The 24,163-nt window shown below is 60.3% G+C and carries 13 protein-coding genes; 3 read left to right on the top strand and 10 right to left on the bottom strand.

Annotation, left to right across the window (positions count from 1 at the left end):
* Positions 1-188 precede the first annotated feature (188 nt).
* From FHW68_RS00490 to glgB, 3 genes are all read left to right on the top strand, one after another.
* A complete protein-coding gene (locus FHW68_RS00490; protein WP_183678087.1) occupies positions 189-2,186 on the top strand; it encodes an alpha-1,4-glucan--maltose-1-phosphate maltosyltransferase in 1,998 nt (665 codons plus the stop codon).
* 152 nt (positions 2,187-2,338) lie between these two features.
* The gene (gene treS / locus FHW68_RS00485; protein ID WP_183678086.1) at positions 2,339-5,680 is read left to right on the top strand and encodes a maltose alpha-D-glucosyltransferase; all 3,342 of its coding nucleotides are present in this window, start codon (positions 2,339-2,341) and stop codon (positions 5,678-5,680) included.
* Positions 5,681-5,682: 2 nt separating this feature from the next.
* Positions 5,683-7,914, top strand: coding sequence for a 1,4-alpha-glucan branching protein GlgB (gene glgB, locus FHW68_RS00480; RefSeq protein WP_183678084.1), 2,232 nt, complete (start codon positions 5,683-5,685; stop codon positions 7,912-7,914).
* A gap of 135 nt (positions 7,915-8,049) precedes the next feature.
* On the opposite strand, the gene FHW68_RS00475 is transcribed toward glgB, so the two are convergent.
* The 10 genes from FHW68_RS00475 to FHW68_RS00430 form a co-directional block, all read right to left on the bottom strand.
* The gene (locus tag FHW68_RS00475; protein ID WP_183678082.1) at positions 8,050-9,117 is read right to left on the bottom strand and encodes an autotransporter outer membrane beta-barrel domain-containing protein; all 1,068 of its coding nucleotides are present in this window, start codon (positions 9,115-9,117) and stop codon (positions 8,050-8,052) included.
* Positions 9,118-9,544: 427 nt separating this feature from the next.
* A complete protein-coding gene (locus FHW68_RS00470) occupies positions 9,545-10,345 on the bottom strand; it encodes an endonuclease/exonuclease/phosphatase family protein (protein WP_095631455.1) in 801 nt (266 codons plus the stop codon).
* A gap of 299 nt (positions 10,346-10,644) precedes the next feature.
* The gene (locus FHW68_RS00465; protein WP_095631453.1) at positions 10,645-11,403 is read right to left on the bottom strand and encodes a PIG-L deacetylase family protein; all 759 of its coding nucleotides are present in this window, start codon (positions 11,401-11,403) and stop codon (positions 10,645-10,647) included.
* A 272-nt stretch (positions 11,404-11,675) separates the two neighbouring features.
* Complete coding sequence (gene glgX, locus FHW68_RS00460; RefSeq protein WP_183678080.1) at positions 11,676-13,835, bottom strand: glycogen debranching protein GlgX; 2,160 nt, start codon at positions 13,833-13,835, stop codon at positions 11,676-11,678.
* A gap of 125 nt (positions 13,836-13,960) precedes the next feature.
* Positions 13,961-14,305, bottom strand: a complete 345-nt coding sequence (locus tag FHW68_RS00455; protein WP_183678078.1) for a DUF2934 domain-containing protein — start codon at positions 14,303-14,305, stop codon at positions 13,961-13,963.
* 21 nt (positions 14,306-14,326) lie between these two features.
* On the bottom strand, positions 14,327-17,122 hold the full coding sequence (locus tag FHW68_RS00450; protein ID WP_183678076.1) for a malto-oligosyltrehalose synthase: 2,796 nt from the start codon (positions 17,120-17,122) through the stop codon (positions 14,327-14,329).
* On the bottom strand, positions 17,119-19,197 hold the full coding sequence (malQ, locus tag FHW68_RS00445; RefSeq protein ID WP_095631449.1) for a 4-alpha-glucanotransferase: 2,079 nt from the start codon (positions 19,195-19,197) through the stop codon (positions 17,119-17,121). Before malQ ends, FHW68_RS00450 begins: the two co-directional genes overlap by 4 nt.
* On the bottom strand, positions 19,194-20,990 hold the full coding sequence (gene treZ, locus FHW68_RS00440) for a malto-oligosyltrehalose trehalohydrolase (RefSeq protein ID WP_095631448.1): 1,797 nt from the start codon (positions 20,988-20,990) through the stop codon (positions 19,194-19,196). The genes malQ and treZ overlap by 4 nt, the downstream gene beginning before the upstream one ends.
* A 13-nt stretch (positions 20,991-21,003) precedes the next feature.
* Positions 21,004-22,590 carry a glycogen synthase GlgA gene (gene glgA / locus FHW68_RS00435; protein WP_095631447.1) on the bottom strand — a complete coding sequence of 529 codons (1,587 nt, stop codon included), beginning with the start codon at positions 22,588-22,590 and terminating at the stop codon, positions 21,004-21,006.
* A gap of 615 nt (positions 22,591-23,205) precedes the next feature.
* The gene (locus FHW68_RS00430; RefSeq protein WP_095631446.1) at positions 23,206-24,153 is read right to left on the bottom strand and encodes a D-2-hydroxyacid dehydrogenase family protein; all 948 of its coding nucleotides are present in this window, start codon (positions 24,151-24,153) and stop codon (positions 23,206-23,208) included.
* Between the last annotated feature and the right edge of the window lie 10 nt (positions 24,154-24,163).

Here is a 24,163-nt window from a genome sequence, read left to right as displayed (position 1 = left end):
GAGTCGTGCTTAAGTTGATTGACCCGTAAACAGGGAACTTGATTCCCCGAAAAACTTGGCAAATCCCTCTGAACTTTTACCGACGCCTGCTGTTCGGAACTTAAGTGAGTTCATGCCGGGGCAGATCGCTTCGTGTGAACGACGACCAGGCACAAGAGCGTCCTTGGGGCGTTAAGGAGAGATGCTCGATGACCGCTGAGAAACCCACAGAATTTAGCTACAACCCGCATATACCGCTGTCGCAGGCGTTGCTGCTACCGCGGATCGTGATCGAAAACACCATGCCGACCCTCGATGGCGGGCAATTCGCCGTTAAAGCCGTGATTGATCAGGACGTGGTGGTGACCAGCAAAGTGTTTGCCGACGGCCACGACAAACTGGCCGTGCGCATCCGCTGGCGTGCCGACGGCGACGAAACCTGGCAGAGCGAGGTGATGGCCGAGCTGGGCAATAACGGCTGGCAGGGCCAGTTTCGTGTCAAGAAGCAGGGGCGTTATGTGTTCTGCCTCGAAGCCTGGATCGATCAGTTCGCCAGCTTCTGTTATGAGCTGAAAAAAAAGCACGACGCTGGCGTTTCGGTCAGCCTGGAACTGCAGGAAGGACGCAATCACGTCCAACAGGCCGCCGAACGCTCTGAAGGCCATCTCAGCGAACAATTGACGACGTTGCACCACAAATTGTGCGGTCTGCTCGAAACCGAGCAGGTCGCCTTGTTTCTGCACCAACGCAGCGCGGATTTGATGGCCCAGGCCGATCATCGTCCCTTCCTGAGCCTGAGCCCGGAATACCCGGTGGACGTGGAGCGAGAGCTGGCGGAGTTCGCCAGTTGGTATGAATTGTTTCCGCGCTCGATCACCGATGACCCGGCCCGTCATGGCACCTTCAACGACGTGCATTCGCGGCTGCCGATGATCCAGGACATGGGCTTCGACGTGCTGTATTTCACGCCCATCCACCCGATCGGCCGCAGCTACCGCAAAGGCCCGAACAACTCGTTGATCGCCGGCCCGGACGATCCGGGCAGCCCGTACGCCATTGGCAGTGAAGAGGGCGGGCATGAGGCGATTCACTCGGAATTGGGCACTCGCGAGGATTTCCGCCGGCTCGTCGCGGCAGCATCCCGGCATGGGCTGGAAATTGCTCTCGATTTTGCGATTCAGTGTTCCCAGGACCATCCGTGGCTCAAACAGCACCCGGGCTGGTTCAACTGGCGGCCGGACGGCACGATCAAATACGCCGAGAACCCGCCGAAGAAATACCAGGACATCGTCAACGTCGATTTCTATGCCGTGGACGCGATCCCCAGCCTGTGGATCGAGTTGCGCGACATTGTGGTGGGTTGGGTCGAGGAGGGCGTGAAACTGTTTCGCGTCGACAACCCTCACACCAAGCCGTTGCCGTTCTGGCAATGGATGATTGCCGATGTCCGGGCGCTGTACCCCGAGGTGATTTTCCTGGCCGAAGCCTTTACGACGCCAGCGATGATGGCGCGCCTGGGCAAGGTCGGTTACTCCCAGAGCTACACCTATTTCACCTGGCGCAATACCAAGCACGAGCTGGCGACCTATTTCACCGAACTCAATGAATCGCCGTGGCGTGAATGCTACCGGCCGAATTTCTTCGTCAACACGCCGGACATCAACCCGACGTTCCTGCATGAGTCCGGGCGCGCCGGCTTTCTGATTCGCGCCGCGCTGGCAACCATGGGCTCCGGCCTGTGGGGCATGTATTCGGGTTTTGAGTTATGTGAAGCGGCGCCGGTACCGGGCCGGGAGGAATACCTCAATTCCGAGAAGTACGAAATCCGCCCCCGAGACTTCAACGCGCCGGGCAACATCATTGCCGAAATCGCCCAGCTCAACCGCATCCGCCGACAGAACCCGGCCTTGCACACGCACTTGGGCCTGAAGGTCTACAACGCCTGGAACGACAACATTCTGTACTTCGGTAAACGCAGCGTCGACGGCAGCAATTTCATTCTGGTGGCGGTCAACCTCGATCCGCACCACGCCCAAGAGGCGAACTTCGAATTGCCGCTGTGGGAAATGGGCCTGCCCGATGATGCCGTCACTCAAGGCGAAGACTTGATGAACGGCCACCGCTGGACCTGGCACGGCAAGTACCAGTTCATGCGGCTCGAACCGTGGCATCTGCCGTTCGGGATCTGGAGGATTACTACTTCTTGACCGTCATGATCGTTCCCACGCTCTGCGTGGGAATGCCGCCCTGGACGCTCCGCGTCCGCCGCTGTGACGCAGAGCGTCACTGGATGCATTTCCACGCAGAGCGTGGGAACGATCTAGGCCAAGGCGTTCTCTAGTATCAACAGGAGTTACAAATGGCGAAGAAACCCAGGTCAGCCACCTTTATCAAGGACCCGCTCTGGTACAAGGATGCGGTGATTTACCAAGTTCATGTTAAGTCTTTTTTCGACTCCAACAACGACGGGATCGGCGACTTTCCCGGCCTTATCGCCAAACTCGATTACATTGCCGATCTGGGCGTCAACACCATTTGGCTGTTGCCGTTCTACCCCTCGCCACGACGCGACGATGGTTATGACATCGCCGAATACCGTGGTGTACACCCGGACTACGGCACCCTGGCCGATGCCAAACGCTTTATTGCCGAAGCCCACAAACGTGGCCTGCGGGTGATTACCGAACTGGTCATCAATCACACCTCGGACCAGCACGCCTGGTTCCAGCGCGCACGCAAGGCCAAGCCCGGTTCGGCGGCCCGCGAGTTCTATGTCTGGTCCGATAACGATCAGAAATACGACGGCACCCGCATCATTTTTCTCGACACTGAAAAGTCCAACTGGACCTGGGACCCGGTCGCCGGTCAGTACTTCTGGCACCGTTTCTATTCTCACCAGCCGGACCTGAATTTCGACAACCCGCAAGTCATGAAAGCGGTGCTGTCGGTGATGCGCTACTGGCTCGACATGGGCATCGACGGTCTGCGGCTGGACGCGATCCCGTACCTGATCGAGCGCGACGGCACCAACAACGAAAACCTGCCCGAGACCCACGACGTTCTCAAGCAGATCCGCGCCGAAATCGACGCCAACTACCCCGATCGCATGCTGCTGGCCGAGGCCAATCAGTGGCCGGAAGACACTCAACTGTACTTTGGCAACACCACTGCCGATGGCCAGAACGGCGATGAATGCCACATGGCCTTTCACTTCCCGTTGATGCCGCGCATGTACATGGCGCTGGCCCAGGAAGATCGTTTCCCGATCACCGATATTCTGCGCCAGACCCCGGAAATCCCCGCCAACTGCCAGTGGGCTATTTTCCTGCGCAACCACGATGAGCTGACCCTGGAAATGGTCACCGACCGGGAGCGCGATTACCTGTGGAATTACTACGCCGCCGACCGCCGGGCGCGAATCAATCTGGGGATCCGTCGGCGTCTGGCGCCGTTGATGGAACGTGACCGTCGCCGCGTGGAATTGCTCAACAGTTTGCTGCTGTCGATGCCGGGCACGCCGACCCTGTATTACGGCGATGAAATCGGCATGGGCGACAACATCTACCTCGGCGATCGCGACGGTGTGCGCACGCCAATGCAATGGTCGATCGACCGTAATGGCGGTTTCTCCCGCGCCGACCCGGCCAGCCTGGTGTTGCCGCCGATCATGGACCCGCTTTACGGCTACTTGTCGGTCAACGTCGAAACCCAGGCCGGTGACCCTCATTCGTTGTTGAACTGGAACCGGCGCCTGCTCGCGGTGCGCAAGCAATCCAAGGCGTTCGGGCGCGGGACGCTGAAAATGCTCTCGCCGAGCAATCGCCGGATCCTGGCGTATACCCGCGAATTCACCGGCCCGGATGGCAAGCACGAGATCATTCTGTGCGTGGCCAACGTATCCCGAAGCGCGCAAGCGGCGGAGCTGGACCTTTCGGCCTATGTCGGCATGGTTCCGGTGGAGATGCTCGGCGGCAATGCGTTCCCGCCCATCGGCCAGTTGAATTTCCTGCTGACGCTGGCGCCTTACGGTTTCTATTGGTTTGGGCTGGCGGCGGAAAACCAGATGCCGAGCTGGCACGTGGAGCCGGCGCACAGCCTGCCGGACTTCACCACCCTGGTGCTGAAGAAACGCATGGAAGAGCTGCTCGAAGCGCCGTCCCGACAAACCCTGGAGCAGAGCATTCTGCCGAGCTGGTTGCAGAATCGCCGCTGGTTCGCCGGCAAGGACGGCGTCATCGACAGCGTCAACCTGGCGTACGGCGTGCGTTTCGGCGACCCGCAGCATCCAGTGTTGCTGGGGGAAATCGACGTCACCAGCGGTGGGCAGACAAGCCGCTATCAACTGCCGTTCGGCTTTATCTCCGAGGAACAGGTCGGCGCGGCGTTGCCGCAGCAATTGGCGCTGGCCCGGGTCCGGCGTGGGCGTCAGGTCGGTTTGATCACCGACGCGTTCAGCCTCGACAGCTTTGTTCATGCGGTGTTGCAGAGCATGCAGGCCGGCACGGTATTGTCATCCGACGGTGGCGAGATCCGTTTCGAGCCCACCGACGCCCTGACCAGGCTTGGCCTGACCGCCGAGTCGGAGGTGCGCTATTTGTCCGCCGAGCAATCCAACAGTTCAGTGGTGATCGGCGGCAGCCTGGTACTCAAGCTGATCCGCAAGGTCGCGCCAGGGGTGCACCCGGAACTGGAAATGAGTGCGTACCTGACCCATGCCGGTTTCCAGAATATTTCGCCGCTGCTGGGCGCGGTGACCCGTCGCAACGCGGCAGGCGAGGACACGCTGCTGATGATCGCCCAAGGTTACTTGAGCAATCAGGGCGACGCGTGGGAGTGGACCCAGAACAACCTCGAACGGGCGCTTCGCGACGAGCTCGCCGATGCCGTCTCGGAACAGGAACAGCATTACAACGCCCTCGGCGAGCTGAAAGATTTCGCCGGCATGCTCGGCCAGCGCCTGGGGGAAATGCATCAAGTGTTGGCAGCCCCGAGCGCCAACCCGGACTTCGCACCACAAATCACCACCCAGAAAGATGCCCTCGCCTCGGCCAAGGATGTGGCGGCGCAGCTGGAACATGCCCTGAAGTTGCTCAAGCAGCATCAAACTGACCTGAGCTCCGCGGATCAGGCATTGGTCAGTCGTTTGCTGGACAACAAAAGAACCATCCTCAGCCATGTTCAGGAATTGGGCAAAAAAGCGGCTGGTGGCCTGCGCATTCGCGTCCATGGCGACTTGCACCTGGGGCAAGTGCTGGTGATCAAGGGCGATGCCTACCTGATCGATTTCGAAGGTGAACCGGCACGGGGCCTGCATGAACGCCGAGGCAAACACAGCCCCTATAAAGATGTCAGCGGCGTGTTGCGCTCCTTCGATTACGCGGCGGCGATGACGCTCAACGTGCATAACGTCGATAACACCGCCGAGGCCCAGGCCGCGCGGCAACGGGTCGCCGATCGTTATCTGAAAGAAGCGCGGCATGCATTTGTCGACGCTTATCGGCTGGCGGCAGCTAGTCTTGCTCATGCATGGCAAGATCCTGAAGGCGAGGACGCCGCGCTGGCGTTGTTCGGTCTGGAGAAGGCGGCTTATGAAGTGGCCTATGAGGCTGAAAATCGACCCACCTGGCTGCCCGTGCCGTTGCACGGTCTACACGGTTTATTGAGTGGGCTCAAACCCTTTTCCGATCTTGGTGGAGAGTAGTCATGAGTATCTCGAACAAGGAACAGGGGCACGTTGAACAGGCGCTGCTGCCCAGGGCGCGGGATATCGATGCGTTGGTACGCGCCGAGCACCAAGACCCCTTTGCAATTCTGGGCCCGCATAGCGATGGCGCTGGCGGGCAATTCATTCGCGCCTATCTGCCGGATGCCTTGAGTGTGCAAGTGGTGGACAAGGAATCCGGGGAAGAGCTCGGCAGCCTTGAGGCCACGCAAACCCCGGGGCTGTTCGTCGGGCACTTCGAGCGGGCTCGGCCCTATTTGTTGCGAACCCGTTGGGCGGGTGGCGAGCAACTTGCCGAGGACCCTTACAGCTTTGGTCCGTTACTCGGCGAGATGGATTTGTACCTGTTCGCCGAGGGCAATCACCGGGACTTGAGCAGTTGCCTCGGCGCGCAGCTGAAGACGGTCGATGGTGTAGAGGGTGTGCGCTTCGCCGTGTGGGCGCCGAATGCCAGAAGGGTTTCGGTGGTTGGCGATTTCAACGTCTGGGACGGTCGCCGCCATCCGATGCGATTGCGCCATCCTTCCGGGGTCTGGGAGTTGTTCATTCCGCGCTTGCAAGCGGGGGAAGCCTACAAATACGAGATCCTCGGTGCCCACGGCATTCTGCCGCTCAAGGCCGACCCAATGGCCCTCGCCACCGCACTGCCACCGGACACCGCATCGAAAGTCGCCTCGCCGCTGAAAATCGACTGGAAGGATCACGACTGGATGCAGTCGCGGGGCGAGCGTCAGCGAACCAGCGCACCGTTGTCGATCTATGAGTTGCACGCCGGTTCCTGGCAATGCGAACTGGATGACCTGGGCGAAGTCGCCCGTCAGTACACCTGGCCCGAATTGGCCGAGCGGCTGATTCCTTATGTGAAGGAGCTGGGTTTCACTCACATCGAACTGATGCCGATCATGGAGCATCCCTTCGGTGGCTCCTGGGGTTATCAATTGCTGTCGCAATTCGCCCCAAGCGCCCGTTACGGCACGCCGGATGAGTTCGCCGCGTTCGTCAATGCCTGTCACCAGGCCGAGATCGGTGTGATCCTCGATTGGGTGCCGGCGCATTTCCCCACCGATACCCACGGCCTGGCGCAGTTCGACGGCACGGCGTTGTATGAGTACGGTAACCCGCAGGAAGGTTTTCACCAGGACTGGGACACGCTGATCTACAACCTGGGCCGCACCGAGGTGCACGGCTACATGCTGGCGTCGGCGCTGCACTGGCTCAAGCATTTCCACGTCGATGGCCTGCGCGTGGATGCGGTGGCGTCGATGCTGTATCGCGATTACTCGCGCAAGGCCGGTGAGTGGGTGCCCAACCGTCACGGCGGTCGGGAGAATCTGGAGGCCATTGATTTTCTGCGTCATCTCAATGACGTGGTGGCTCTGGAAACACCGGGCGCGCTGGTGATTGCCGAAGAATCCACGGCGTGGCCGGGCGTCAGCCAGAGCACGCAACAGGGTGGGTTGGGTTTTGCCTATAAATGGAACATGGGCTGGATGCACGATTCGCTGCATTACATCCAGCAGGACCCGGTGTACCGCGCCCATCATCACAACGAGCTGAGTTTCGGTCTGATGTATGCCTGGTCCGAACGCTTCATCCTGCCGATTTCTCACGATGAAGTGGTGCATGGCAAGCATTCGCTGATCGACAAGATGCCCGGCGACCGCTGGCAGAAGTTTGCCAACTTGCGGGCTTACCTGAGTTTCATGTGGACGCATCCGGGCAAGAAACTGTTGTTCATGGGCTGCGAATTCGGCCAGTGGCGGGAATGGAATCACGATCAGCAACTGGACTGGTATTTGCTGCAATACCCGGAACATCAAGGGGTGCGCAAACTGGTCGGTGACCTCAATCGGTTGTATCGCGAAGAACCGGCGCTGCATGACCAGGATGACGCCCCGCAAGGCTTCCAGTGGTTGATCGGCGACGATGCGACCAACAGCGTCTACGCCTGGCTGCGCTGGAGCAAGGACGGGCGGCCTGTGCTGGTGGTGGCGAATTTTACCCCGGTGCCGCGACAGTCTTATCGCATCGGTGTGCCCTTCGCCGGGCGTTGGGTCGAGTTGATCAACAGCGATGCCGACACTTATGCCGGGTCCAATTACGGTAACGGCGGCGGGGTATCCACCGACGAACAACCGAGCCATGGCCAGGCGCTTTCCCTGGATTTGAACCTGCCGCCGTTGGCGGTGTTGATTTTGCGTCCGCAGGGTTGATCCAAAATCGCGTCCTGATCGTTCCCACGCTCTGCGTGGGAATGCAGCCCGGGACGCTCCGCGTCCCAAGAGCGGACGCAGAGCGTCCATTGAGGCATTCCCACGCGCAGCGTCGGAACGATCATCGGCCAGGCTTCACCACCGCATCCGCACCCCAAGGCTGCCAATCAACCCGTTCAAATCATTGTCATCCACATCGCTGCTGTAATCGGCGCTGATGTACAGGCTGACCAAAGGCGTGACTCTGGCGACCAGTCCCAAACCCACATCCACCGTCGAGGATTTGCGGCTGCTGCTGATTTTGTCGACCTGATCCAGGCTCACGGTATTGCCGGTGTATACCGTGTGCCACACGTTGGTGCGCACATAGGGTTCGACCGGCAGGCCATTGATATCGTAACTACCTTTCAAGCGGGCACCGACCCGGCCGCTCCAGGACGACATGTCGCTGGAGGAGCCGTTAGCGGAGCCGGCATAGGGCTTATCCAGCGTAATACGTTGATTGATCAACTGCGCCTGGGGTTCGATCACCCAGTTATCACCCAAGCCAATCGGGAAACCGCCTTCCACCGACAGCGTCACCGCGCTGCCTTCGGCGGCTTGTCGCGCGCCTTGGTCATTGCGGCTGTAACCGTTGACCCGGCCGCCGCTGGCGCTCAAGTCTACGTGCCAGCCTTGTGGGCCGGTCAGGCTCCAGTAGGCGCCGAGACTCTGGCCTTGAAGATTGAGGGTGTCATGGTCGGGATCGGCGAGGGCGCGACTGGTCAGCAGACCGTTGTCATTGCCCTGAAATTGAGTGGTGCCGCCGATCAATCCGACCCGCTGGGTATGGCCGCTGTTGCTTTGGACGGTCAACAGCGCCGGGCTTTTGAATTCGCTGGCGCCAGGGATGGAATCGCCCAGGGCCTGATAGTCGGTTTGGGCTTGCCGTGAGGTCTTTCCATAGACATGGTCCCAGGCCGAAGGCGCGGCGTTTTCGACCGTCAGGCGTGAGCTTTGTACATCTGGATTGACACGTGAATGGCCGGGATACGTGGCCAAGCCGGCGGGCAAGGTAAGGGTCGGCAGTGCCTGGTTATACCAAAGCGTTGATTCATCCTCGGCAGACGAGGCCTGCACCTCCATGGATGAGCACAGCAGGAGTGAACTCGTGACGGTGCAGAAAGTGATTTTGATCTCTTGTGGGGTGAGTGAAGTCTTCATGGAGGTCTACCTTGCAGTTGCATGCGTATCTCGCTTTGGCGTCTCTCCTACCCCGAATGAGGGGCGACCGAATGGATTAGGGCAAGGTCAGACCCGCCTTTTCTTACAGGAGTCTGGTGGCTGGCCCCTGATAAATTTCCGGGGGTAGTAAGCACTAGCTAAGAAGACTGCAGGCGCTGCGTCAAGAAAGTGGCCGATAAGCGGTATGGCTATTTTATGTGTTGTAAGTGACTGATTATTGGCGCGTATCTAAGTTGTTGTTTGTGCAAAAAATCATCCAGAAAGGCGCGGGCCAGACACGTTTGGTAGGGCGCTATCAGTTGTTTGACCGAAGGTCGAGCGCAGGAGAAACCAACGACGTCGGTGTGCCATTACTGTCATTTTTTCTGTCATGGAGGGGATGACTGGCGACTGTCTCTTGACGGTGTTACAGGCGCACTTCCACCGCCAGCGGCAAATGGTCCGACAAATGCGTCCAGGGTTTGTGGCCAAGTATGCGCGGTTCATGACTGCTGGCATTACGCAGGTAGATCCGGTCCAGGCGCAGGAGGGGAAAACGTGCCGGGTACGTTTTTGCCGGACGGCCATGATGGCGTTCAAAGGCTTCATGCAAGTAATGGCGCCGGGCGAGGGCGGCATTGCCTTGCAACTGCCAGTCGTTGAAATCGCCGGCAATAATCACTGGGGCATCATCGGGCAACGATTCGAGCAACAGGCAGAGCAATTGCAGCTGCAGTTGTCGATGGCTTTCCAGCAGGCTCAGGTGCACGCAAATGGCATGCACTTCGGCATGCCCCGGCACATCCAGCACGCAATGCAACAACCCGCGCCGCTCGGGGCCGGTGATCGAGACATCGAGGTTGCGAAATTCGCGGATCGGGTATTTCGAGAGCAGGGCATTGCCATGATGGCCATCAGGGTAGACCGCGTTGCGACCGTAAGCGAAATCACTCCACATGCTGTCGGCCAGGAACTCGTATTGCGAGGTTTGTGGCCAATCGTTGTAACGGAAAGAATGCCGGTCATGCTCACCGACCACTTCCTGCAAAAACACCAGGTCTGCCGACGTGCTGCGTACCGCTTCTCGCAACTCCGGAAGGATAAAACGCCGGTTGAGGGCGGTGAAGCCTTTATGGGTATTGACCGTCAGCACTCTGAGTCGATGAACCGCCGCAGGCGTGTCCGAGGGTATGGATTCGATGGCTTGTCGTTCGGCATCACTGGTCACGTTTACTCCTCTTAATCAAGGCTGATGTATGCATGCGACTGGTGCAGGGGGCGAGCAGTTCAGCGTGATTGACAGCAAAGGAATTTTTGCCGCGAGGGCTTCCCTGCGGCGAGGGGACTTCTGTAACTGGGGAAGCTCTGTGGAACGAGGCTTTTGTGGCGTGGGGGCTTGCCCCCGTTGGGTCGCGAAGCGGCCCCAAAAGCTTTTGCGACTGCTTCGCAGCCGAACGGGGGCAAGCCCCCTCGCCACAAAAGCCCATCCACCACAGAAGCCCCTCACCAAAACATTCCCCGCATGATTCAGACAAACACCATTTCATACGGCAGTCGCATGCGCTCCAGAAGCACCCGGGGCAGTGATGGGGCGGCACCGATCATCGGCTCACCGTCAAGTTGGCTGGCGTAGGCATAGGTGGCGTGGCTTTTACGCGCCACGGCCCAGGGGTCCAGGCGTACCTTGCGTGCTCGATGCCAGGGGATCAGCGCGTGATCGCGTGAGGGCCAGTGCCAGGCCCAAACCGGTATTTCGTTGAGTGTTGCACCAACCAGCGCCGCGGCCCTGGCGCTGGCACGGCCAACGGCGTCGTGATCGACGTTGCCGTCTTCGCGCCAGGTGGTGAACACCACATCGCCTGGGCGCAGGTAGCGGATGATGAACCGGGTCAGTTCAGACTCTCTTTCGGTCAGCCCACTGTCAGGGAAGCCGGCGCGAATCCACTTAAGGCTGTGCATCGGCAACCCGAGTCGGCGCAACGCTTCAACGCTTTCCTGGGGGCGAATTACGCTCAGGCGTTTCTGTGACCACTGTGGTGAACCAAAATGGCTGTAGCTACCGTCGGTGATCGAGATCAATTGCAGAGGATGGTCAAGGGCGCACAACTGTTGCAGAAGGCCGCCGCAGGTCAACACTTCATCGCCTGGATGCGGTGCGATCACCACTGCGCGAGCACCGGCCGGGACCAGGGTTTCTGTATTGATGAAAGGGATGTCGTCCAGTTGCCGGGCGCTGTTCCAGATTTGCGCGGGCAGACCATTTTCGCTGATGGACACTGTATTCATAGGCACTACGTCCTTGTTCTGTCTGGCCCTCAGTCGTGCGCAATGCTTGCGAGGGCGCAAGCCTGGCAGACCCGTGAAGGCGGGGTAAATAGCAATTTGCAGCGCTCCGAACCCTGGATAGCCGCGGGCAGAGTATTGCTCATGGATCGCTATTCGTCGCCTCAGTCTTTGGTCTGATACGATTTTTTTAACCCAGGCTATGTCAGGTTTGGCAAATAATCAGCGAAACCGTCCCTACGGATTTCATGACGGCTTGCCCCCGAGGGCCCTGTTCACTCTTCTTCTTCGCGCTGCAATTCGAACAGCAGCAGCGAGCGGCCCGTGACGGAATATTCGTGACCGAACCCGAAGCGTTCCTGGCCACGAATCGAGGGTTGATTGGTATCGATCATGCAAGTCCAGAAAGCGCCGTCGGGCACTTCCGGGAGCAGGAAATTGACGACGTCATGGTGGGCGTTGACCACCAGCAGCAGGGTCGCGTCGGCGCCTTTGCGGCGAATGCCGGTTTCCTGGGCGCGGCCATCGAGCAACATGCCCAGGCAACGACCGTGGCTTTCTTCCCATTGTTCGGTGGACATTTCGCTGCCGTCCGGGGCCAGCCAGGTCACGTCCTTGACGCCGATGTCTTCATTGTAGTTGCCCACCAGGAAGCGCCCCCGACGCAGAATCGGATAGGCCAGGCGCAATTTGATCAGGCGTTTGACGAACTTGAGCAGGGCCTTGCCGTCTTCGCTCAGGTCCCAATTGACCCAACCGATCTCGCTGTCCTGGCAATAGGCATTGTTATTACCGTTCTGGGTGCGCGCGAACTCATCGCCGGCCACCAGCATTGGCGTGCCTTGGGCCAGCAGCAATGTGGCAAAGAAGTTACGCATCTGTCGTTGGCGCAGCGCATTGATCTCGGGATCGTCGGTGGGGCCTTCGACACCGTGGTTCCAGGACAGGTTGTTGTTGCTGCCGTCCTCATTGTTCTCGTCGTTGGCTTCGTTGTGCTTGTCGTTGTACGACACCAGATCGTTGAGCGTGAAACCGTCATGGGCGGTAATAAAATTCAGCGAGGCATATGGTCGGCGTCCACGCTGGTTGAACATCTCACCGGAGGCAGTCATGCGGCTGGCGAAGTCGGCGAGTTGGCCGTCGTCGCCTTTCCAGAACCCACGCACGGTGTCGCGGAATTTGTCATTCCATTCGACCCACCCCGGCGGGAAATTCCCGACCTGATAACCACCAGGGCCACAGTCCCAGGGTTCGGAAATCATCTTCACCTGGCGCAGCACCGGATCTTGTCGGCAGGCCACGAGAAAGCTGTGACGCTCGTCGAAGCCGTCGTGATAACGGCCAAGAATGGTCGCCAGGTCGAAACGGAAACCGTCCACGTGCATTTCCGTGGCCCAGTAACGCAGAGAATCGGTGACCATTTGCAGCACGCACGGGTGACTCAGGTCCAGGGTATTGCCGGTCCCCGAATCGTTGATGTAGTAGCGCTTGTCGTCGGGCATCAACCGGTAGTAAGAGGCGTTGTCGATGCCGCGCATCGACAGGGTCGGGCCTTGTTCGTTGCCCTCGGCGGTGTGGTTGTAGACCACGTCGAGGATCACTTCCAGATTGGCCTCGTGCAGGTGCGCGACCATCTCTTTGAACTCGGCGATCTTGCCGCTGGCCAGGTAGCGCGGGTCCGGGGCAAAGAAGGCAATGCTGTTGTAACCCCAGTAGTTGGTCATGCCTTTGTGCAGCAGATGCTGATCATTGACGAAGGCATGAATCGGCAGCAGTTCCACGCTCGACACGCCGAGCTTGCGGATGTGTTCGAGCACGTCATCGACCATCAACCCGGCGAAGGTGCCGCGCAAGTTTTCGGGGACGGCGGGGTGACGCATGCTGAAACCGCGGACGTGTGTTTCATAAATGATCGTTTTGTCCCACGGCACGCTGACCCGATGGTCATGGCCCCAGGTGTGCGCCGGGTCGATCACTTTGCATTTGGGCACGAAGGGCGCGCTGTCCCGTTCATCGAAACTGAGGTCCGCGTCCGGGTGGCCGATGGTGTAGCCGAACAACGCTTCGGACCATTTCAACCGACCGACCAATTGCTTGGCGTAGGGATCGATCAGCAGCTTGTTGGGGTTGAAGCGATGACCGTTGGCCGGGTCGTAAGGACCGTACACGCGATAACCATAGATCAGCCCCGGATGGGCGTCGGGCAGGTAGCCGTGGTAGATCTCGTCGGTGTATTCCGGTAACTCGATACGCTCCAGTTCCACCTCGCCGGAATCGTCGAAAATGCACAGTTCAACCTTGGTCGCGTGAGCCGAAAACAGCGCGAAATTGACCCCCAGGCCATCCCAGGTCGCGCCTAGCGGGAAGGGCAAGCCTTCACGGATTCGCGAGGCCTCGGCACGAGGTTCGGGCGCGGTTTTCTTTGGACTGCTCATAGTTGCTCCTGCATGGGGTGACGGCTCTCGACTGCGAACCCTGGCTCTGGTTTTTTTCGAGGGCGAGCGCGCCCTCGGTGGCGAAAGACACGCCACAAATCAAGCGAGGCGAGGCGATAAACGCGTCAGGTCGTTGGCGGTTTGCGCGCAGCGCGTGGCTTTTTTTCGACGCTCTTTTCGCCAAGCGGGGTCATTGTCGAAGCAGCGGGTTTGGCTTTGGTCCTGGCTTTGGGTTCAGCGCCTTTGGCACTGAGTTTGCCGTCGGGCTTGCCGGTCGCGGACTTGGCGCCGAGGCTTTTGCTGCCAGTCGTTTTTGCTGACTTGCCGGGTGCCAGCGCTTTGGCTTGGGCTTCAGCGTCGGCCAGTTTGCGAGCCATCTCCCAATGGCGCTCTTCCTGGCCCTCGGGCTTTCCTTCGGATTCCCAGATTTGATAGGCAAATTCGCGGATGCGTTTATCGTCGATACTCATCGCAATGCTCCTGAACTGAACTCAAGCTTGGGTAGTTTGGATAAAGAGATTGACCGGGAAATCCCCCAGCGCGGCACTGACCATCAGTTCCCTGTGTTTTGTGACTACGACGCTCGCAAAAAGTCCCTTCAGATTTTCTTCAGGCGTCGCAAACGGTAATTTGACCCGTGTATCGCTCCACAGTGGCGCTTCAATCTGTGGTTCGGCACTGTTTTCCAGCAGCTCGGCACAGCGTATCGGTACTATCACGATAGCCCGCTCTCCCTGCCATTCGCGAACAAATGCCAGTACCCGGTGAGCCTGGCTGCCGAGCACTTCCAGGGCTTGATACGTCCCTCTTTGAAACAGTCCGGCAAACTCGGTACGTCTTTGTAATGTTCGGGCGATCAGGATTTGCTTGATGCGCCCGTCCCGCCAGTTCGCCAGCAGATCGGGCAGATCCAGCCGTAGATGCATCGCCTGCTGACGACTGATGTAATCCACGGGGCGACGGTTGTCCGGATCGACCAGCGTGAAGTCCCAGAATTCGTTGCCCTGATAAAGGTCCGGTACTCCCGGTACGGTCATTCGCAGCAAGGTTTGCGCCAAGCCATTCAATGCACCCGGGGCGGCGATGCTCTGCGCCGCCGCACCGATGGCCGCGCGCAGTCGTTCGCCTTCGGGGCTGAGCAGCAGGCGTTCGAGAAATCCATGGGTCGCCTGTTCATATCCCTCGTTTGGCGCGCTCCAGTTGCTTTGCAACTTGGCTTCGCGCAGGGCTTTCTGTTGCCACTGCCAGAGGCGTTTGGCGTAGTCCTGGAGGGCCGCCTGATCATTGCTGCGCAGCTTCAGGGGCCAACTGCCGAGCATCACTTGATACAGAATCAGCTCGTCCCCGGCCGAGGGCGCGCCGGGTTCAATGCGCAGTTCATCGGCCAGGTTTCGCCAGTGCTCGACCTGGTCGGCGTACCAGGTGCTGCGCTCGCTCAACACTGCCAGCCGCGCGCGGGTGTCTTCGCCGCGTTTGTGATCGTGGGTCGCGGTGGTCAGCAGGTTGTCGGGGAACTCGGCCAGGCGATTGACGCAGGCAGCATGGAAGTCGGTCACCGGGGCACTGAACTGCTCGGTGTTGTAGCCGACATCGTTGCGCGACAGCAGCACGGCCGAGCGATAAAGCGCGGTGTCTTCCACCGCTTTGGCCGCCGCCGGTGAAGTCAGTTGCTGGAAACGCACGCAGGCATGCTTGAGCAATTTGCGTGAGCGGCCTGGCGGGTGCTTGCGCCAGGGTTGGCCACCAAGCCAGCCGGCCAGGCAATCGAGCACAGGCCAGTCGGTCTCGCCAAGGGTTTGCCGGGCGCCGTCCATGGCTTGCTGGAAAAACATTTCGTCTTGGGCGGCGCGGCCCAACGGGCTGATATAAGTGCGATACACCGGGAAGTGTACGATCAGTTCCTGCAAGGCCCGACGGATTGCGCCGAGGGTCAGGTCCCGGGTCATCAAGTCATCCCGGGCCACTTGCAACAGGGCGTGGGCGACACTTTCGAAATCTCCGGCAAGGGAACCGTTGAGAATCTGCTGGCGCGCCAGTTGCGCTTCCTGACGGAAATCGGCGGGCCGTTCGCTGTGACGGCTCCAGAGTTCACCCAAGGTCCGGGCGCCTTCAGGGGCGTGTTGCAGCAATGACAACTGGTTCATGAATTCGTAACCGGTGCTGCCATCGACAGACCAGTCACGGTGCAAGGTTTCGCCCTCGCCGAGGATTTTCTCGACGTAGATCGGCAGGTGCCGCTGCGGTGCCAGGCGATCGACTCTGCGCCGCAGTTTGCGGCAATAACCACGCGGGTCGGCGAGGCCATCGATGTGATCGACGCGCAGCCCGTCGACAAGACCTTCGGCCACCAGCTCGAAGATTTTTGCATGGGTGGCCTCGAACACCGCCGGACGTTCGACACGCAGGCCGCCCAGTTCATTGATATCGAAAAAGCGCCGCCAGTTGATGTCGTCCGCCGCCGTGCGCCAACTGGCCAGCCGATAACTCTGGCGCTCCAGCAGGTTATGCAGGCGCTCGAAACCCTGGGCCGTGAGCGAGTCGTAGGCGCCGAGCGTGTGCTCGATGGCGCGAAGAATGGCAGGATCGCTGGCCAGTTCGTGCAGTTCGGTTTTCAGCGCACTCGCCAGGTTGTACGCGTCAGTCTGGTAGCTCAAGGTACTGAAGCGGTCTGCCAGGGATTTGAGCTGTTCGGCCTGCTCGGCATTCAAGTGATCATCGGCCTTGAGCAGCTCGCCGTAATCTGATGGGGAAATGGGGAAGTGATGTTCGTAGTGCTCGACATGAAAGGCGCCGCTCCGGGCATCGAAACGCAAGGGCAGGGTGCCGTGCTGCAAGGCGATGCCGTAATCACTGCCCAAGAAAGGCAGCAGCAATTGGCCTTCCATCAACGGGTCGGGCGAGTGCCATTGGATGTCGAAGAACTCGCCGTAAGGGCTCAGTCGCCCCCACTCCAGCAAATCGAGCCACCAGGGGTTATCGCCACCGCCGACGGCCATATGATTGGAGACAATGTCGAGGATCAGCCCCATGTTCTGCGCGCGCAATGCAGCGACTAAACGGCGCAACGCAGCCTCGCCGCCCAGTTCAGGGTTGACCCTGGTCGGGTCCACCACGTCGTAGCCATGCATGGACCCCGCGCGGGCGGCGAGCAGCGGCGAAGCATAGACATGGCTGATGCCCAGGCTGGCAAAGTACGGCACCAGCGGCACCGCCTGATCCAGGGTGAAACCTTTATGAAATTGCAGCCGCAGGGTGGCTCGCGGCGGTGGGGTGAGCGAATGATTCATTGGTCACGCTCGGCCGCCTGAAGTCGCGCACAGGCGAGCAGTTCCAGGCGTCGGGCGGCGTCCGGATCATCGAGCAGGGTCTCGCTGTCGCCAGGCAACCTGCGCGACCAGTTGGGATGGGTGTCGGTGGTGCCGGGCAGGTTGGCCTGCTGTTCGATGCCCAAGGCATCTTCCATCGGCAGCAAGACCAGCGGCGCGCGGGTATGACCAAGGAAGCGGATGGCGGCGTCGAGCACCTGATCGGTTTCGTGGGACTCTTCGCGGAAATTCTGTGGGTCCTCGCTCAGCACCCGACGCAAGCCTTCACGCTCGCGCTCACGGTGTTGGCGCCATTCGATTTCCCCCGGGGCGTCGACCAGATTCAAGCGCGCGCTCCAGTCGATATCGCGGCCATGCCACCAGCCATTGAGCGTCGGCAGGTCATGGGTGCTGGTGGTTGCCAGGGCGTTGTCCGGCCAGTCGAGGATCGGCTTGAAGTGAGTATTGTCCTGTTCGAACAGCAGCACGCGCATGCCGAGAATTGAGCGCGCGATGAGTTTTTCGCGCAAGCCCTCGGGCACGGTGCCGAGGTCTTCGCCGAGCACGATGGCCTGATGTCGATGGGATTCGAGGGTCAGCAGGCGCAGCAGGTCATCCACCGGATAATAAAGGTAGGCCCCGTCGCTGGGTGGCGCGTCATTGGGGATCACCCACAATCGTTGCAGGCCCATGACGTGATCGATGCGCAGGCCGCCGGCATGGGCGAAGTTGGCCCGCAGCATTTCGATGAACGCGCGAAAGCCGTTGCGCACCAGACCTTCGGGGGAAAACGCGGAAATGCCCCAGCCTTGGCCGGAACGGTTGAGGATGTCCGGCGGCGCACCCACGGTCAGTGAGGCGAGCAGTTCGTCTTGACGACTCCAGGCCTGGCTGCCGCCGCCGTCGGCGCCCACCGCCAGGTCCGCAATCAGGCCGATGCCCATGCCGGCACTGCGGGCGGCGGTCTGGGCGCGTTCCAGGCAGCGTGCGATCAGCCACTGGCAGAACGCGTAATAGCCGATGCGGGCCGAATGTTCTTCGGCGAAATGCGCCAGAGCGGTGCTGCGCGGATCACGCCATTGTTCGGGCCACTCGCGCCAGTCGAGGCTTTCACCACGCCGTGCACGGGCTTCCTGGATCGCTTCGAAGCGGCAATGATTTTCCAGCGCTTCGCCACCGGCATGGCGGAAGCTGCTGAAATCCGGGTGCAAAGGGTGTTCGCCGTGGGTGAAGCCTTCGTACAAGGCTTCGAGCAAACGGTGCTTGGCTTCGGCGGCGGTGGGCCAGTCGATCAGCGGCAACGCTTCGAGGTGCTTGAGCTCAGCGGCAAGACCGGTGGCGTCGATAGCAGTGCGCAGGGCACGCTCACCGAGAATGGCACCGGGCGCCGCGTACAGGCTGTTGAGAAACAAACGGCTGGACGGCGAGTAAGGACTGTAACGCTGGGTGTCGCGGCTGAACATCGCATGCAGCGGACTGATCGCCAATGCTTCGGCGCCTCGTTCGCCCGCCACCCGGGCCAGATCTTCGAGGGCCTGGGTATCGCCGAAACCGCCATCGCCGGGACGGCGCAGCGAATACAACTGCACGCTCAGGCCCCAGGTGCGCGGGTGTTGACTGCCAACGGCATCGCCCACGCTGTAGCAGCGCAGGGGGGCTACCGCCAGGGTGAAAGATTGATCGTCGATGCTGACGTGCTGATAACCCACCGGCACCAGCCCGGGCAACACAGCGTTGTCATCGAGCTTCAAGTTGATCCGCGAGCCGTCTTCGAGATGGATTTCACACGGGGTCTGCGGTTCGAAATAGCGGGACAGATCAAGGCCGGCACCCACGTCGCAGGTCAGCAGCGGTGGCAGGTGCCGGGTTTGTTGCACCTCTTGCAACTGCAGCAGGCTGGCGTCGATCTCCTGGGCCGTACTGGCGGGATGGCCAAGCCCACTGAGCACCGAACGCAACACCGCCGGAGCCACTTTCTGCGGACGGCCATTGGCATCGATCCAATCGACGGCCAGGCCTGCTCGGCTGGCCAGTATTTCCAGTTGCGCATTGCTCATGGGCGCTCTCCATCCGGGGGTAGCAAAGGGGCTGCGGCCGTGAGGCTGACTAGCGCGCAATAGGGGGCAAGTGTGCCCTGATTCAACAGACTGGCCGATTGTGGCGGGTGTTCGAACAGCAATGTCGCGTCGGACTGTGGGGTGTGGACCACAGGCGCCTCGCTGAGGTTCAGGTCAATGCGCAACTGACTGCCATCGCCCAGCCGCCAGCGCGCCGTCACCGCGCCCTGGGCCAGGACCTGCGCACCCAGCGCCTGGGCGCCGGGCAAGTGCGGGATGATGTGTCGGTGGCGGATTTGCAGCAGTTGGCGATACAGCTCATAAACCGGCGATTGGTGGCTGGCGGTCAGCTTCGGCCGTGAAGCTTCGAAGGTCTGCGTCGCGTTCGGGTCGGGAATCTGCTCGCGTTTGTGCGGATCGGCAAAAGCGCTGAACGCCGCGAATTCATTGCGTCGCCCTTCGCGCACCAATTGCGCCAATTCGCCATGGTGGCTGGTGAAGAACAGGAACGGTTGTTCGGCGGCGAATTCGTCGCCCATGAACATCAGCGGGATCATCGGTGACAACAGCAGCAACGCGGTGGCGGCGTAAAGGGCATCAGGATGGGCCAGCTGATGCAGACGCTCGCCAAAGGCGCGATTGCCGATCTGGTCGTGGTTTTGAAGAAATAGCACGAAAGCCGTGGGCGGCAAGTGACCGCTCGGCTCACCGCGCGCCGTACCGTGGCGGGTGATGTGGCCCTGAAACACGAAGCCCTGGCTCAGGCAGCGGGCGAGTTGTTCGGTGGGCTGTTGGGCATAGTCGGCGTAATAGGCATCGGTTTCACCCGTGAGCAGAACGTGCAGGGCGTTATGGCCGTCGTCGTTCCATTGCGCGTCGAAACCTTGCTCCAGCAGGCTGGCCTGGTTGTGCTCGTTTTCCGCCATCAGCCACACGTGCCGCGCCGGATCGGTTTGCTGGCGCACCCGTTGCGCCAGCTCCTGAAGGAAGTCCGGATCGTCGATGGCATGCACCGCGTCCAGGCGCAGGCCGTCGAAGCGGTACTCCAGCAACCACATCAGCGCGTTGTCGATGAAGAAGTCGCGCACCTCGCGCCGCCTGAAGTCGATCGCCGCGCCCCATGGGGTGTGTTTGTCTTCGCGGAAAAAGCCTTTGGCGTAGCGATGCAGGTAATTGCCGTCGGGGCCGAAATGGTTGTAGACCACGTCGAGAATCACCGCCAGGCCGTGGCCGTGGGCCGTGTCGATCAGGTGTTTGAGTTGTTCGGGCGAGCCGTAGGAGGCTTGAGGCGCGTAAAGCAGAACCCCGTCATAGCCCCAGTTACGTTCGCCGGGAAACTGCGCCAGCGGCATCAGTTCGATAGCGGTAATACCCAGCTCAACCAGGTGGGCCAGGTGTTGCTCAACCTGGCTGAAACCACCGAGTGCACCGACGTGCAGTTCGTAGATCACCGCTTCATTCCACGGTCGGCCCCGCCAGGCAGTGTGTTGCCACCGATAGGCGAGCGGATCGACCACCACGCTGTGGCTGTCGATATCGCCCGCCTGGGCGCGGGAGGCCGGGTCCGGCACTTCCAGCTCGCCATCGATGTTGTAGCGGTAGCGGGTACCCGCGGGACAGCGGGTCTTGATCACAAACCAGCCATCGGCCTGAGGCAATAACGGCAGGGATTGTCCATCTTCCAGTTCGAGACTGACAAAAAACGCATCGGGCGCCCACAAGGCAAAACGCGTGTGTTCTGCGTCCAGCATGATTGCGCCGTGGGGCCAGGTCTCAAGGGTCCGTAACGGCATCGTTGAAAGCCTCTTACTGTTTGCCCGATTTTCCCAGCGCTTTAGCCACCAGTTGTTCGTAGAGTTCGGCGTAGGGTTCGACTGCCTTGCACCAGTTGAAAGGCGCCGCCATGGCTCGGCAACGCATCGCGTTGAGCAAGCCGGGGAAGGCGAACACCTTGAACGCGCGGCTCAGGGCTTCGCGATAACTTTCCACCGTGGATTCGTCGAAGAGGAAACCGGTCACGCCGTTTTCAATGGTGTCGGCCAGGCCGCCGGTATTGCGGGCCACCGGCAATGAACCGAAACGCTGGGCGTACATCTGGCTCAGGCCGCAGGGTTCATAACGCGAAGGCATCAGCAGGAAATCACTGCCGGCAAACATCCGGCGAGCGTCGGTTTCATTGAAACCGATGTGCACGCCGATTTTCCCGGGGAAGCGCAACGCCAGTTCACGCATGGCTTGCTCTTCTTCCGGTTCGCCACGACCGATGATCGCGATCTGCCCGCCGTTGGCGACAATGTATTCGGCCACCGCTTCAGTCAGGTCCAGGCCTTTCTGGTAGACCAGCCGCGAGACCACGGCGAACAACGGACCTTCAGAGTCGTCGAGGTCGAACAACCGGCGAACATGCGCCGCGTTGATCGCTTTACCTTCCCAGTCGCCGATGCCGAACGGGTGGAACAGGTGCGGATCGGTGGCCGCGTCCCAGCTTTCATCGATGCCATTGGGGATCCCGCTGAGCAAGCCTTGCTGAGTCTTGGCGGCGAGAAAACCATCGAGGCCGCAGCCGAAGGCCGGCGTGGTGATTTCCTGGGCATAGGTCGCGCTGACGGTGGTGATGTGGCTCGAGTAGGCCATGCCGGCCTTGAGGAACGACATCTTGCCGTAAAACTCCATGCCTTCCTGTTGCAAGGCATGCATGGGAATACCGAGTTCCGGGCAGGAACCGAGGCTGATGACGCCCTGGTACGCCAGGTTGTGAATGGTGAAAAGGGTCGGGGTGCGTTGACCACGCCAGTGCATATAGGCCGGCGCCAGGCCTGCGGGCCAGTCATGGGCGTGCACCAGGTCCGGGCACCAGTGAATCTGGGCAAGGTTGGCGGCGATATCGGCTGCGGCGAGGCCGAGCCGGGCGAAACGGATATGGTTGTCCGGCCAGTCGCGGCCGTTGTTGGCGCCGTAGGGTGAACCTTCGCGCTCGTACAATTCAGGGCAGATCAACACGTAAATGACCAGGCCGTCGGGCATGTCCATGCGCCCGATCTTGCAGGGCGGCAATGCGGCGTGCCCGCCCAGTTCACCGATGATATGAATCGGGTTTTCGCTATTCATCACTTGCGGATAACCGGGAATCAGCACACGGACATCATGCAGATGCGCCATGGCCCGCGGCAGTGCGGCGGAAACGTCACCAAGACCTCCGGTCTTCACCAGATCGGCAATTTCTGAGGTAACGAACAGGACTTTCTTTTTGTTGGGATTCTGGCTGACTACCGGTACCAGTGTCTTGGGGATCGGCATATTCACCGATTTGGCACTGAGGACACCGACGGTGCTCGTTTCCCCGACCTGCTGATGAGCACGTTCTCCCTGGATATCTAAAGCCGCACTAATCATATGAATCTCCCGTGTTGTTGATCTAATTCTAGGCCTGGCACAAACGGTATTCGTGGCCAAATCCTGTGGCCGGGCGCAAACGCGCTACGCATCGGTGAGCAAGTGCTGCCCATGCGTTGAAGCAGAATGGGGTGAAGTGGCTGTTGCAAGGAATGCACCAGTCGCTGTGGCCCTACCTTTAACCTGACACGAGGCCAATACCAAAAGTTTCGATTATTTTCACCGAATGACCAGCCGGTTTTACTCCGCGAAAAGGAGTCTAGGCCAGAACCTGAAGGGGGATGGTCGAGGGTCGGAATTGTTCGACAACCGGTTGGCCTGCGCCCACAAACACGAGGCTTCGCGGGGAAGATTGCACCGACGAAGGGCTGGTTGTGTTTGGCCCTGGGTCAAATCGAGACCAGGAAGTCACGATAATCGGGCGCGATGGAGGGTGGGTTGCACCATTGCGGTGCGCAGGGTTTGGGAGGTTTAGTGGATTTCAGGGCCTCTTCGCGGGCAAGCCTCGCTCCCACATTAGGTTTGGCGTCGTGCTTGTTGCGGCGTCCAACACAAATCCTGTGGGAGCGAGCGGTGCGGCGATCCGACTTGCCCGCGAAGAACGATAACGCGGTCTCAGCTCAGAATCCGAATCGGCTTCCCCGCCGTCCAGGCCTGTATGTCCTCGATCATCTGTGAAAAGAACAGCTGGTAATTCTGCCGGCTGACGTACCCGACATGCGGCGTGGCCAGCACATTGTCCAGCGTTCTGAAAGGATGATGGCGGGGCAACGGTTCATGCTCGAACACATCCAGCGCCGCGCCCGCCAGGCGTTTTTTTTGAAGAACCTTGATCAGCGCGGATTCATCGACAATCGGCCCGCGGGCGGTGTTGACCAACCATGCCGTGGGTTTCATCCAGTCCAGTGCCTGAGCGTCCACCAGCCCTCGGCTGCGCTCGCTTAGCACCAGATGGATCGACAACACATCGGCCTGCTCGAACAGTTCCTGCTTGCTGACATAGGTGACGTCGACCTCGGCAGCCCGTTCGGCGGTCAGGTTCTCGCTCCAGGCAATCACCCGCATGCCGAACACCTGCCCGAACCTGGCTACCCGTTGACCAATGCTGCCCAGGCCGAGAATCGCCAAGGTCTTGCCCTGCAGGTCGCCGCCCAACCCTTGTTGCCAATAACCTGCGCGCAAGGCATTGGCTTCGGCCACCAGATTGCGGGTCGCGGCCATGATCAGTGCCCAGGTCAGTTCAGGGGCGGCATGTTTGTAGCTGTCGGTGCCACACACCTGAATGCCCAGCGCAGCGGCGGCTTTCAGATCCAGGGCCGCGTTGCGCATGCCGCCGGTAACCAGCAGTTTGAGTGCGGGCAAGCGGCGCAGCAGGTCTTCGTCGAACCGGGTGCGCTCGCGCATCACGCAGATCACCTCGAATGCGCCAAGTCGTTCGGCCAGGGTTTCGTTGTCGGCAGGGTAGTCATGGATAAAACTCACCTGACCGATGCTCTCCAGCACCGACCAGTCCACCACGTCGCGAGCCACGTCCTGCCAGTCATCGATCACCGCAATCTGCATCAGCCTTTAC

It is taken from the genome of Pseudomonas sp. Tn43 (assembly GCF_014192635.1).
Lineage (GTDB): Bacteria > Pseudomonadota > Gammaproteobacteria > Pseudomonadales > Pseudomonadaceae > Aquipseudomonas.
This window is presented reverse-complemented; position numbering and strand designations above follow the sequence as displayed.

Bases quoted from the DNA above. Each gene is read 5' to 3' on its own strand.
- FHW68_RS00455 (WP_183678078.1), bottom strand. From the start codon at position 14,305: ATGAGTATCGACGATAAACGCATCCGCGAATTTGCCTATCAAATCTGG.
- treS (WP_183678086.1), top strand. From the start codon at position 2,339: ATGGCGAAGAAACCCAGGTCAGCCACCTTTATCAAGGACCCGCTCTGG.
- glgX (WP_183678080.1), bottom strand. From the start codon at position 13,835: ATGAGCAGTCCAAAGAAAACCGCGCCCGAACCTCGTGCCGAGGCCTCG.
- malQ (WP_095631449.1), bottom strand. From the start codon at position 19,197: ATGAGCAATGCGCAACTGGAAATACTGGCCAGCCGAGCAGGCCTGGCC.
- FHW68_RS00430 (WP_095631446.1), bottom strand. From the start codon at position 24,153: ATGCAGATTGCGGTGATCGATGACTGGCAGGACGTGGCTCGCGACGTG.
- FHW68_RS00450 (WP_183678076.1), bottom strand. From the start codon at position 17,122: ATGAATCATTCGCTCACCCCACCGCCGCGAGCCACCCTGCGGCTGCAA.
- FHW68_RS00465 (WP_095631453.1), bottom strand. From the start codon at position 11,403: ATGAATACAGTGTCCATCAGCGAAAATGGTCTGCCCGCGCAAATCTGG.
- glgA (WP_095631447.1), bottom strand. From the start codon at position 22,590: ATGATTAGTGCGGCTTTAGATATCCAGGGAGAACGTGCTCATCAGCAG.
- FHW68_RS00475 (WP_183678082.1), bottom strand. From the start codon at position 9,117: ATGAAGACTTCACTCACCCCACAAGAGATCAAAATCACTTTCTGCACC.
- glgB (WP_183678084.1), top strand. From the start codon at position 5,683: ATGAGTATCTCGAACAAGGAACAGGGGCACGTTGAACAGGCGCTGCTG.
- treZ (WP_095631448.1), bottom strand. From the start codon at position 20,990: ATGCCGTTACGGACCCTTGAGACCTGGCCCCACGGCGCAATCATGCTG.
- FHW68_RS00490 (WP_183678087.1), top strand. From the start codon at position 189: ATGACCGCTGAGAAACCCACAGAATTTAGCTACAACCCGCATATACCG.